The 11,811-nt window shown below is 62.2% G+C and carries 12 protein-coding genes; 7 read left to right on the forward strand and 5 right to left on the reverse strand.

The annotated features are described in order from the left end of the window. Nucleotides 1–68: 68 nt before the first annotated feature. Nucleotides 69–2,105, reverse strand: coding sequence for a recombinase family protein (locus K6I34_RS00005; protein WP_229321866.1), 2,037 nt, complete (start codon nt 2,103–2,105; stop codon nt 69–71). Nucleotides 2,106–2,179: 74 nt separating this feature from the next. Beyond that, nucleotides 2,180–2,413 (reverse strand): hypothetical protein, encoded by a 234-nt coding sequence (locus K6I34_RS00010; protein WP_229321871.1) that lies wholly within the window; start codon nt 2,411–2,413, stop codon nt 2,180–2,182. Between the two features lie 191 nt (nt 2,414–2,604). Between K6I34_RS00010 and K6I34_RS00015 the strand changes: the two genes are divergently transcribed. The 5 genes from K6I34_RS00015 (at nt 2,605) to K6I34_RS00035 (ending at nt 6,412) form a co-directional block, all read left to right on the forward strand. Continuing rightward, nucleotides 2,605–3,111: a hypothetical protein gene (locus tag K6I34_RS00015; RefSeq protein ID WP_229321872.1), complete on the forward strand. Its 507-nt coding sequence runs from the start codon at nt 2,605–2,607 to the stop codon at nt 3,109–3,111. Between the two features lie 89 nt (nt 3,112–3,200). Then, on the forward strand, nt 3,201–3,995 hold the full coding sequence (locus K6I34_RS00020) for a hypothetical protein (RefSeq protein ID WP_229321874.1): 795 nt from the start codon (nt 3,201–3,203) through the stop codon (nt 3,993–3,995). Nucleotides 3,996–4,218: 223 nt separating this feature from the next. Further along, nucleotides 4,219–4,911, forward strand: a complete 693-nt coding sequence (locus tag K6I34_RS00025) for a hypothetical protein (protein ID WP_229321876.1) — start codon at nt 4,219–4,221, stop codon at nt 4,909–4,911. Between the two features lie 333 nt (nt 4,912–5,244). Next, nucleotides 5,245–5,754: a hypothetical protein gene (locus K6I34_RS00030; RefSeq protein ID WP_229321877.1), complete on the forward strand. Its 510-nt coding sequence runs from the start codon at nt 5,245–5,247 to the stop codon at nt 5,752–5,754. A gap of 193 nt (nt 5,755–5,947) precedes the next feature. Continuing rightward, nucleotides 5,948–6,412, forward strand: a complete 465-nt coding sequence (locus K6I34_RS00035) for a CopG family transcriptional regulator (RefSeq protein WP_229321878.1) — start codon at nt 5,948–5,950, stop codon at nt 6,410–6,412. Nucleotides 6,413–6,654: 242 nt separating this feature from the next. Here K6I34_RS00035 and K6I34_RS00040 read toward each other — a convergent pair whose 3' ends face one another. From K6I34_RS00040 to K6I34_RS00050, 3 genes are read right to left on the reverse strand one after another with little or no spacing between them, the layout of a single operon-like run. Beyond that, nucleotides 6,655–7,944, reverse strand: coding sequence for a hypothetical protein (locus K6I34_RS00040; protein WP_229321879.1), 1,290 nt, complete (start codon nt 7,942–7,944; stop codon nt 6,655–6,657). Next, entirely contained in the window at nt 7,941–8,432 is a 492-nt protein-coding gene (locus tag K6I34_RS00045; RefSeq protein WP_229321880.1) for a hypothetical protein, read from the reverse strand. Before K6I34_RS00045 ends, K6I34_RS00040 begins: the two co-directional genes overlap by 4 nt. Continuing rightward, the gene (locus K6I34_RS00050) at nt 8,429–9,409 is read right to left on the reverse strand and encodes a hypothetical protein (RefSeq protein WP_229321881.1); all 981 of its coding nucleotides are present in this window, start codon (nt 9,407–9,409) and stop codon (nt 8,429–8,431) included. The genes K6I34_RS00045 and K6I34_RS00050 overlap by 4 nt, the downstream gene beginning before the upstream one ends. A 288-nt stretch (nt 9,410–9,697) precedes the next feature. Between K6I34_RS00050 and K6I34_RS00055 the strand changes: the two genes are divergently transcribed. Next, a complete protein-coding gene (locus K6I34_RS00055; protein ID WP_229321882.1) occupies nt 9,698–10,303 on the forward strand; it encodes a hypothetical protein in 606 nt (201 codons plus the stop codon). Next, the gene (locus tag K6I34_RS00060) at nt 10,300–11,688 is read left to right on the forward strand and encodes a hypothetical protein (protein ID WP_229321883.1); all 1,389 of its coding nucleotides are present in this window, start codon (nt 10,300–10,302) and stop codon (nt 11,686–11,688) included. Before K6I34_RS00055 ends, K6I34_RS00060 begins: the two co-directional genes overlap by 4 nt. The last annotated feature ends 123 nt before the right edge of the window (nt 11,689–11,811 follow it).

Here is an 11,811-nt window from a genome sequence, read left to right on the forward strand (position 1 = left end):
CCCCTCTGATCCGCCATCTCTGGTGGGTCGTGGAGGGGCCTCAGTGTTGCTAGCGGCGTTTCCGCAGGTCAGGACGTCAGCACTGCTTGGAACTTGAAGGTCGCTTGGTGTTGCCAGCCCCGAGGCGCGAGCTCCCCCAAGCGACCTTCACTTTCAAGGATCAGGTCAGGGACGATCGAGCACTCCAACCTGATCTTCGCGGCGGGCTCGGCAGGCACAGGTGCCCCTTCTTCACCCGCGAGGGCGTCCATGACCTGTTCCCAGAGACCTGAATCCCTCCAGCGGGTCCACGTGGTAGCAAGGGTCTGGAAGGGCGGAAACGAGGACGGAAGATCCTGCCACGGTGTGCCCGTACGCGCTTTGTGCAAGATGGATTCCAGGAGCAAGCGCGGCGAGTGCTTCCGTCCCTTGCTAGCCAGCAGCCCTTCAACCTTTGCCCATCCGCTGTCCGTGATGGTCGGCACTTCCCGCTTATTTTTCCGGAACCACTCCGCCAACGTGCAAGATTTTCCCTTTGGCGGAGCTGGCGCATACAAGACGGTGACCTTCACATCCAGCATGCTCATGAAGTCGGCCTGCATCTGCGCAGAAGGTTTCCCTAGACGCTTATGCGCCATCTCGGCCAGCTGGAGCAGCTTGCTCGTCCGATCGTGGGCGCTCTCGGCTTCAGCCTTCCAGTCTTCGACGTCTTTCTTCTTCTTTCGAAGGTTCGCGAGCTCAAGCTGCAAGGGCGCGACAGCCTTTTCCAACTCTTCTTCCGCCTCTGCTTCGGACAGCTCCTCTTGCCCAGCAAGCTCCTTGGCCGTGACTGCCCGGGTCATATTGAGCGCGCGAGTCTGGACTTTTATCTGCTGATCCAGCTCTTTGATGTGGTCGTCGAAGTTGACGCGTTGCCCCGATCCGACGCCAAGCCAATCATCTGCCATAGCCTTAAGCTGCTCGACATCACCGAGGAACTCTCGGAGTAGATTCCATGTCTCCTTTTCAACAGGTTCGGCGTGGATGTAGCCGCAGGAACAGACAGAAGCTCCTGCAACCTTCCCTTCCTTGCCCTTGCATCGATACACCCGCTGCCTGCCTTCGTGCCCTCCACCGACGTACAAGGCGCCGCAGTCGCTCGGTATGCGCCCAGACAGGGGATACACATTCCCCAGAGAAGACGTACGCGACAAAACCCGTTGAGCACTCTTGAGCTCTTTAATCTCTTCGGATGTAAAGATCTCCGGCAGTGAAATCACGACAGAGTCACCATTGATTGGGGCGCCCGCACGATCTCGCTTCACGTGCGCCGATCCTCTATAAATCTGGCGAGCCTCCAAAACCACTGGATTGAGGACTTGCTGACGTATACCACCGCGCCCCCATAGAGCACCGTCACGCCTCCGATAACCCTCTGCATTCAACGCGAGAGCAACATCGTTCCAATTTCTTTTCTGGACGTACAGAGTACGGGCACGCCGAAGACAGTCAGCCTCATGCTTGATCACACAACCGTCGCCGCAGTTACATTCATCAACAATGAGGCGACTTTCTCCCTTGACGCCCTTATTGAGCACACGGTAGCCATAGGCCACATTACCGCCGGTATAACCTCCATCCTCCGCCTTTTCCTGAAGGCCGCCCTGGGTGCGCTCACGAATGATATTCCGTTCATCCTCGGCGTAGTCCGCATCCTTACGCATCTTGCTCTCCCCTTCGGGAGTGCTGTTGTCGTAGTCCTTCTTAGCAACTCCGACATAGATGCCAAGCTTCTTGAGCTCCCAGACCCAGAGCCAGAATGCGCGCCCGGTACGTCCGATAGCGCGACCTTCATGGACAATCACAATGTCAAAAGGCCGCGGCGTCTGCCGCGCGTCCTCCATGAGCCTGCTGAGATCTTCGCGCTCATGCGCTTCCAGCGCCCCAGAAACGCCCTCGTCGGAGTAGGTCCCGACGTGCTTCCAGCCCTTACCCAGGATGTACTTCGAGGTCTTCTTGCCCGTGTACGCAATCCCATAGCCCTTCTTCTGCTCCTCCGTACTGACGCGGAGGTAATCAACAGCTCTGAGCGTGGGGGCTTCGACCCTGCGTGCAACATCGATTGCGGATATGACAGACTGACCCATGTCACTCCTTCCCGAGTGGCCAGACCCCGGGGCGCTCCAACGCCGCCGGGGTCATCCATGTGGTACGGCGCATACTACGCCGCCTCCTGATCTTCCCGTGGCGAAAACAGCATCTCCAGCACCCGGCGATAGGAACCAGGTGTGAGGACAGCCCGCAGGATGGGTTCAACTGGCTTGGGGCCAAGGTCACTTGGCAAGTCGGCCGGAATTAGCTGCTCACAGCTCTCGCGCAGGACATCGCCGTCAATCGCGACCGCCCGTTGCCCTTGACCCACCACAGCCCCTCCCACGTCGAACAGCATGTCCAACGCAGGCCATCACGGGACCAATCAGGATGTCTCAGGCCGAAGTTGGTCACCAGTGTCACGACTTGGTAACGGCGAGCACAGCGCCCAGCAGGCGGTGCAGACGACGCCACCGACAGCGCACTTCCGCAGATCAACTGCCCGCTGTCAGTGGCATCTGGCACCCTGGCAGCACCCAAACGGAGAGGAGTCCCATGGAGCATGAAGAGGCGCCACGTGACGAGCTGAGGATGTTCGTCATCCCCATGACCAGAGAGCAGTCGGACCAGGTGGTGGCCGCCCTGCGGACGTCCTTCGCCAAGGAGGCTGCGCTCCTGCCCGCTAACCTCCGCGGGCCCGTGTCGGCCATGGTCGAAGGCGAAGGCTTCCTGGCTCAGTTCGCCTGGAGTCGGGGGCACGGGGCCGACGAGCTCCGCGACCGTCTCACGGAGGCGCTGAGAGAGGCAGCCCACAAGTGCGACGGCGACTGTGGGCTCGGCGAGCAAGCCTGCTACGAGGCACACCCCATCACCTGGTCGGGGATGGCTGGCGGGGAGACGCATATCGACGGCCCTATTAAAGCGATCGTTGACCTAGTTCTTCAGGCTTACCTGAAGAGCACTGTCCGCGACATCGCACAGGGCAGGAAGACGAACTGCTGGTACTGCGGTCTCAAGCTCCAGAAAGATGGCACATGCCCCGCTTGTGGTCACGGTGTTTGATGGCTCACCAAGCGGTAGAAAATTCTCCAGTAACGAATACGTCTCAGGGGCCCGAAAATGACCCAGGATTACACTCGAAGGGGGAAACCATGAGTGGTGACTTCACCTATGACATAGGTCTGGCTCTCGGGGGGAGCGCCAACGAGTACGACATCGATGCCATCGCTGAGGCACTCCACGCTGCCGGTGCAGTTAAGAGTGTCGACGACGTGCCCGGCGAGATGTTCTGGGGCATTGTGGCTCAGCACGCGCTTCCACCCGGCGAGGGATTGAACCCGCTGGACCAGTTCAAGGCCGAGGTGAAAGAGGCTGTCGAGGGAGCGGCGGCTGGGGAGCGATCCGTATGGCGGCGCGGGGGCGTATCGCTGGAGATCGAAGGCCACTCGCGTGTCAACATGGCGATGCCGCAGGTCCTTGCCGTCTATCGTGTCACCGTCGTGGGCGGCAAGACCGTACGGCTCACCTCCGAGGAGGTATCTTCCTGGCCCCGGCTGTGGGAGACCGTCGAAACATACCTGCATGCCTGGACCACTGCTGTGGAGGAGCGGCGCCGGGAATACGACGCGGCCGTCCGTGCCGCGGAGACCGCCCGCACCGCTGCCCTGAAGGCCGCCGGGGCGGCTGACCGCGCACGCCGAGAGCTCATCGCCCTCCAGGCGCCTGACGAGGACCTGGTACAGCACGGAACCATGTCGCGGGACGAGGTGGCGCAGTATCTCAACATCGCACCCGGATCCGTACGCCGCCAGATGTCCCGGTGGGGAATCGAGGCTGAGTACCAGCTCGGCCCCTCTGGGCGTGCCGAGGTCCGTTACCCCACCGTCGCTGTTCAAGCGAACGCCGTCCGTCGGCCGGGCAGGGACCACCACGGTGATCTCGCTTGATACCCGCCTCCCCAACAACCTGTGGTGAATAGAGTCACTGGTAACTGCTCCTCGCCACTAAGGACATATCGACCGTCCGCGCGAGGCGTCCCAATACCGAGGCGCCCGCCCACATCTCGATCGGAGCACAATGACCACAACGCCCATAGCCCATCCGGCCCTGACCCTGTGGGGTTACGCCCCCGACTCCTGCCCCGGCATTGGAAGGCCAGACAAATGGGAAGTGGCTCGACTGGCCGTACAGGCTGGTGATTTCCTCGCCCAGCACACCAAGCGTCCGACGCCATCGGACGAGCCGCCCAACGACACCAACACGAAATCGATCCTCGTGGACGGGTGGGTCCGTACACCCCGCTGGCGGCCGATCGTTCCGACGCATGGACGGCCGTCGCTCGCAGCGATGGACCCCGAGGCGGTGCTACGCCGGGCTACCTCGGCGGCAGCTCCCTCCACCCTGCGCGGACTCCTCGAAAGGGCGGTCCGTATCCTGCACGCCCAGTACGACATCCCTGATGGAGTAGCCCTCACTCTTGGTGTCAGCAATCTGCCTGACGCATGGTGGACGTACCTGACTAGCGGATGGCTCGCCACCATCACCGGCGCTCCAGGGCAGAGCCTCATGCTTCCCCTGCCTCCGGTGCCGACGAACCGGTATGGGCTGACCAACGCTATCCAGTGGCTTCAGGGGTATGACGACCTACAGGTGGTCCGGGATGCCTTCCGCGTCCGGGCTCAGGAGCCAGGGGCTCAGTCGGTCGTGGATGACGCCCTGTATGCGCTGCGGTACAACGAGCCCACCAGCAACCGGGAAGCCCGCACCATCCTGGCGCGCCTGCTGTCCCTGCACATCAGGGCACTTCAAATCGGTGACGAGTCGGTGATCGACTTGACTGCCAGCCTTCGCGCAAGGGCCTGAGTGGCCGCATAAGTGTCAACGCCCTGGCGGACATGGTTCCGGCCTTTGACAGTCCATCCAGCGCCACGTCGCCGTCAGCCGGGAACCGCCAGCTCAACTTCCGGACCAACGCAGCAATGGGCCGATGCTCAGAGGCGGTGAGCAACCGGCGGGCCTTTTTCTCCGCGTGAGCGGAGGAGGTGTATCGATGGGTAGGCGCGAGGGGGCATACCTCCCCGAGTCTCCGCGCGAGCGGAGGTACCTGCTCTCTCCCCCCGGGAAGTCCTTCCTCTTTTCAGGGGAGGGCTCTCACACCTCCAGGGGCTAAAGCCCCTCCAGAGAAGGAGACTTTCCGTGACCACCGTGCGTACGCTGCTTGCCGACTGCGCCACCGCTACCGGCGATATCGCTCTCACCGACGGCCAACACACGCTGACCGTCTCTCCTGTGGTCGCCGTCGACCTGGCCGCCATGCTTCTCCACTGCGGCGGCTTGCACTATGCCGACACTCTGATCGTCTGGTCCGAAATGGACCGCACCGGGGCTATCGCGGAGATCATAGATGAGTACGACAACACAGCCGCGCGGGTGGAGGTCCTTGTTGATGGCGTATATCGCCTCTGCGATGGGGACGGCTGCTACAGCAGAGTCGAGGACCGGATGCCGCGATGCTCCGACCACTTCGGAGAGAGCATCGCCACAGCCATCCACCAACTCAACGAGGACCGCTGGTACCTCGACCGCCGCGAAGCGGAACTGGTAGCTGCTGCACGACAGCGGATGGCCCCCGATGCCGTGATAGGACTGTTCGCCAAGCACGGCTCAGCCAACGACCGTGTCAAGGCGATCGCCAGGAACCGGTGACGATCCGCAGCCCGCACTGACGGAAGTAAGAAGGCCCTCGACTCAAATCGGGGCCTTCTGGATCACACGAGCACTGTGCCGTCGCCTTCACAGATGGTGCACCGGTCCACCGACCACCCGATTTTAGGCAGTCAATTGGCTTACACCACCTACCATTTGGGTATCTAAAGCCTCTCGGCAAGGAGGGCACCCCATGAGCAACAGCGGCGAGGCTGGACAGCCAGCGACGGGCCCAGGACTCCCCGGCCTCAGCGCTGAGATGGTCGCCAGGCTCGACGAGCACGCGCAGCGCCGCGGGGTGACCCGCGCCGACGTCATCCGTTACGCCGTCGAGAGATTTCTACTCGAACCGCCTCAGAGTGTGGCAGGGCTCGACGAGCATTACGCGAAGGCATGCGAACTGGCCATGCGTGAAGTGCAGACTCTTCAGGTCGCTCTAAATAGCGTGGAGGGCCTCGACGACGGCCCCACGGTGCGCACCCAAGTCGAGATCACTTTCGTGGGACATTCCCAGGCGGAGGTGCTGGGCCATCTCGCGCGATGGTCCCAACTCCAGGAAGAGCGGTTTCCAGACTGCCCGAGTATCGCGAGCATGGATATCAGCGAAAGTTACGATGTCACTCCTCCATGGTCTGTCACCATCTCCATCTACCCCTGACCCTCTGGCACAAGGTCTACTGGCATAATTCAAGCCCCCGTTCTCTGAAGGGGTTGGGAAGGGCCCGGGAGACCGGGCCCTTCTTGTTTCCTAGTGCTCTGAGGGCACCGTTCCGTTGCCTTCGCAGATAGTGCACTCGTCCATCTCTGGCCATCGGCCTCGACAGTGCGGGCAAGGATGCTCGACGAGGTCGTATTCATGATTGCGGTTCCAAGCAGTCAGACTCGCTGCACACTTACTCATCATGCGGCGTGCTCGTCAACAATCTCTGCCTCCACAATGTCCTTCTGCTGTGGTGCTTCGGCAGGGGCTGGCAGGGCCTTGGCCTGCGTGTCGTCCTCACGGCCGAAAAGCCGGGAAATCAGGCCGGTCTGTGCCTCGCCCTTCTGAGATGCCTTGATAGAGATGGAGAACGAAGTCTCATCCGCCTTGCGCTTCTTGGCTATGAGGGTGCTGAACCTGTCGATCTCCTCAGACAGAACAGGGTCGAGTTCCCCGTCTTGGTACGACTCCTCCTGTCGCGCTCGCTTGTAGACACGCCCGAGCTGAAGCTCCAGGATGCTGGCCTCGGCGTCAGCGAGCTGTTCCTTGGTACGTACTCGGATAGGCTCTTCGCGTCGCCATGCAGGTAGGGGAGTTACTTCTCCGTGCCGCTCCTCCAGGGCCTGGGTATCAACTGTCTGGGGGACCAGATCCGCGTTCTCATGAGATGGCGTTTCCACGGATGTACTTACTCCCCTGCTCCGGGCGTTCAGCTTGTCCATGTACTGCGACCAGGCATAGATCGAGGCTCGGAGCAGTTCAGTCGAGTCGTCTGCATCGATGAGATCGACGTCGAGCCCGGCGGCAGCGAGCTCCTGACGATGGCGTGCACGCGCGCGCTCCTTCATCTTCTTCGGGTAGCGGCGCAGCTCTCCCCCGGAGTACCAGATGGTGTCGCCGTACTGCGCGGGCGAGAGCCAGCTGGTACTCGTCACCCCGTGAAACGCGACGCGTTCCATGACGCCAGGTTTTGTGATGCCCAGGCCGAAGAGCCGGATGTCGTGCTCCTGGAGGAGGGCCTTGAGCCGTCGGACGAGGTGGTCGTCGAGCTCGTCCTTCGGGATCGCAATGTTGGGCCAGTGGGCACTGAGCTCCGCGAGGTCTTGCCCGGGGTGCCAGACGACGACTGCCTTGTCCTTGCGGGTGGCCATCCAGGTACGCCAGCCTTCCCGCTCCTCCGCCCCCAGGCTCTGTGCATCGAACTCGGTGAAGAATTCAATGCGTTCCAGGTTCGGAGCGACAAGATTGGTGTAGTAGGAGTCGGCCATGGCGCGGAGCTCAGCGGGCAACAGGTCGCTGCTGAGACTGTAGGCGCCGGAGTCGAGGAGGATCTGTGCCCTGTCCTCGAATTGCTCGTCCAGGCGCAGGGGTTTGTCCAGCTTGCGGCGCTTACGCAGCCCCGTGTAGGAGAGGGCGACGTCTGTGTGTCCTTCGGCTGCGAGCAGGCGTCGATACGTTGGAAACTCGGTTCCTGCAAGGTAGAGCTTCACAGGGGCTCCGCCGTCCGCCGGGGGTCCCTGGCGTGGGTGTCGGCCTGGAGTCGGGCTTCGGCTACGAGGTCGTCCCAAGGGCGGGGGGCCTGGGTGTAGTCGGGGCGCCATTCCGGCTTGGCGAAGTTCGGCAGCGTGAGGGTAGCCGTTGGGTACCCCTGGGCCAGCAATTCCGCGGTGACGGCCGGGTCAGGCTCGATGACCAGATTCACCTTCGTGCCTGTGCCAGAGAGCTGGCTTATGGCGTCGAGTCGGATCTGCGTGGTGGAGCGCCGATCGGCGGCGTGCCGGTTGTGGATCACCTTCATGTGACGGTCGAGCCCGTGTAGGCGCAGCCAGCGGCGGACGGCTTCGTGGTCGATGTCATCGGAGACGAGGTAGATGCTGTGGTGCGCTGCGAGCGCGTGGTAGATGCCGCTGCCCGTCGAGATCAGCGCGTCGTTGGCAGTGTTCCGGAGAATCCCCTCGACGGTGATTGCGATGTTCATCGTTTCCCCCAGAGTGCCGCGCTGATGAGGGCCTGCCTCGCGTCGGCGATTGGCTCTCCGTAGAGCTCAGTGTCCGTCAGCTCCTGAGCGGTGACTCCGATGTTCTTGATTTCTCGGAGAGATGCGGCAATGCCGCGTTCCTTGGCTGACTGCCAGCGGAAGTTATGGAAATCGGAGTAGCCATCGCCGTTGAGGGTGAATGCTTGCTGGCGGCCGTCATGGATGGAGTTATATAGCTGAGCTGCCACGGCGACCGTGCGCTTCAGTTCTGCTGCCGCATTCATCCACGCTGGTGATGCCTTGGTGAGGCTGCTCAGTTGGCCTTGCAGGGAGCGGTAGCGATCGATGATGTAGCGCGCTTCCTGCTCATCGATGTCAGCGGCTTCGGTGTATTCACTGGGATACAGCGAGCGTGGGTCTTCGGCCAGGTCGGGGGGACGGACGGTCCATGCGTCCTTCGTAAGGCTGTATGCCGCGTAAGGGTGGATGGCGGTGATGTCCTGAACGCCTCGGGCGGAGTTCCAGTAGAAGGTGACCTCGTAGGACTTGTCTCCGATACGCGTGTTGGCTGTCTGGGGCCAGAGTTCTCGCCGGAGGGAGTCGTTTATGAGCTGTGCTGTCTCAGCTGAAGCCAGGCCCGCGTAGACCGGGTTGACGCGTGTGAATTTGCTGTAGTCGACGCCGATTAGCACATCCAAGTCGCCGTTCCCTCGGTCCGCCTCCCACTGGTAGGAAATACCTGACCCTGCTATCCACACTTCAGCCCAAAGACGGAATCTTGTGACGTCTCGGAAGAAGTCTTCGAGGATGTCGATAATCCAGCTCCGGAGTTCGGGCTTGACCCGGTCACCGTCGAAGAGGTTCGGATCGAGGTGGGTTGCGGGTTTAGAAAAGTACCCGCTCTGGCCGGTCTCCGGCTTGTCGATGTCGTGCACCGCTTCGGCGAGGTTCTTGTAGAACGCGTTGTGGCCAGTCATGGCTGTGACGCTATGAGTGGTCCGCCAATAGGTGTTAGCGCTGAATCTCTTGACATCGCCACGCTGGGTAGTCGCCCTCAGATGTCAGCGTGGATCTACCCCTTGCGCCCTGTGCCGCTCGCGCTGCCCTTGCTGTGGACTCAGCCAGGATCCGGGGCGCGGCCGGTGTGACGCCGCCCCTGGTCCACCCTCAACCTTCCTGTGATGCAAGCGACTTGCTTGCATCACATGGACTGGTGCAAGTACGTTGCTTGCACTCCCACTCACAGTGCCTGAGAGGTGCTCTTCATGTACACCGACAGCAAGTTGACGCTGCCCTCTGACGCCTTCGCTCCCGTCACCGACACTCTGCCGTCCACCCAGCTCATCGACTGGAGCGTGGCCGTGGGAGACAAGGAGTCGGTGGAGATCGAGCTGGACCTCCCGGTGCCGCCTCAGCAGGTCCAGGCGGGCGCCCGCTACTACGGAGGTCTTCTGACGGGCGTACCGACCGTCCACATGGGCGACCACAGCAGCTTGGAGGCGCTGAACGCCTCCGATGAGGAGTCCGTTCTCCTCGAATCCGACATCGAGTGGTCGTGGGGCTCGCTGGCGTCCATCGGCCTGTACGCGCAGTGCATCCGAAGCGCCGTGGCTGATGCTGAAGAGGCCGTCAGGGTCGGCACGCTTGGGGAATCCGCAGCACGCAAGGCTCTGAGGTCATGGGTCAGCGCGCTCGAAAATCTGCACTACTACGCCGTCGTCGGTGACTTCGGCCTGCTGGGCCAGGTCTTCCAGATCGGCAAGATCTACCAGGCGAGCATCGCCCTCTCGGAGACTCTGTCCGTACAGCGCGGGGGCACCCCCTACATCCCCAAGTTTGTCCAGGGCTGGGTTGACGAGCTGGGGGTGTGATCGCCTTGGACCTCAATGAGGCGTTCAGTGCATGGCGCGACCAGCTCTCATCAGAGGCTTCCAGCGGTAGTCCCATGTACATCAATGACAAGACCACTGCGCAGCAGCGGGTTCTTCAGGACCTCGCCCAGCGCCGGGTGGAGTTCTCGTCGCTGCTGGAGCATGTTCAATGGCTTCGGCTGATCGCTGCGCGAAACAAGCGGTATCACTCCTGGTGGGATGAGTGCCAGGCCGTCTTGGTCCCGGCGTTGCGTGACCAGCTGATCGAGGGCTATCGCGCGTATCCCGATGCCGAAGCCAAGCTCCGCGAAGCCTACGAAGAGCAGCGCCTCATCCTGCGTGATCGTAGAGCAACGATCTTGCGCAGCCTGCACTCGCTGTCGGGCAGGTGGGCTGAGGTTGCGGAGCAACTCGGCAAGAGCCGAGCCGCGTTGGGCCAGGAGGTCGACGCCGTTCCGTCGTTCGACCCCTTCGCCGAAGTCGTTGTGCCGTTGCCAGGTCACAAGATTGAGCACCGCACTGGGATCGGTCACCCAGCGGCGTGGAAGCCTTCAGGCTGTCAGCTACTGTGGGTTTCCCACACTGACACGGCGGCGCTGGCGACCTGGTTCAGGGAGCTGACGGCTGGTGCGGAGGAATCTGGCATCAGGCTAATCATCGCGGACGTGGCAGGAAAGCTCACTGGCGCTGCAACACCGCGGCACCTCGTCACCGAGATGATCGATGCCGCAGCCCGGCCGGAGATCACGTCTGAGTTGCCCTGGAAGCCGCCGACCTTGCTCGTGCTAGCCGGGGTTTCTTGGCAGTCCATGGATGATCCCCTCGTCCGGCGTGTACAAGAACTGGCATCGCAAGCAGCAAACGGAGCAGCTGACTTCGCCGTGGCCATCCTCGTGTCTCCCAAGGTATGGCCTGAGCTTCTTCCCGCGCCAGAGCCGGGCCAGCGCCCCGATCGGGGGACCTGGGGCTGGGCTCGCGAAGCTCCTCTCGTCGTGCTGGGTCCGCCGGTCGAAGGGTTGTGCCTTCAGATCTCGCCTTACTGGGCTGGCGAGGAGCCTCCTGAGGTTCAGCATGATCTGTACTTCGGTGCCTGGCGGGATCAGGACGGCTTGTACGGCTGGTTTCGGCGTGATCCCGGTATCACCAGCTCCAAGAAGGCCGACAAGGTGCGACGCCTCGTAGACCAAGAGGACAAGAAACTCCAAGATCGAGTAGCTGGCGACGAGCCCGCAGTATCACTTCCTGCGACGGAGGACGCTCGGCAGGAGGCGCCGACCAGCAAGCAGCGCGGGGGCAAGAGGAAGAGGCCCGCACCGGTCGTCATTCCTGATGACACCACCCAGATGCGGGAGCTAGGGCTGAGGCAGTTCCTGCCTGCCGACTGACCGCGCCTGAAATAGGTCTAGGGCCCCGGTTGCTGAACCGGGGCCCTAGGCAGTCGGACCTGGTTGTCCAGATACCCGGGCCAGGACCGCAGGTCGACGACAGCATCAACGCGCCTTGCAGGA

The sequence above is a fragment of the Streptomyces sp. UNOC14_S4 genome, assembly GCF_020740835.1.
In the GTDB taxonomy this organism is placed as follows: Bacteria; Actinomycetota; Actinomycetes; order Streptomycetales; family Streptomycetaceae; genus Streptomyces.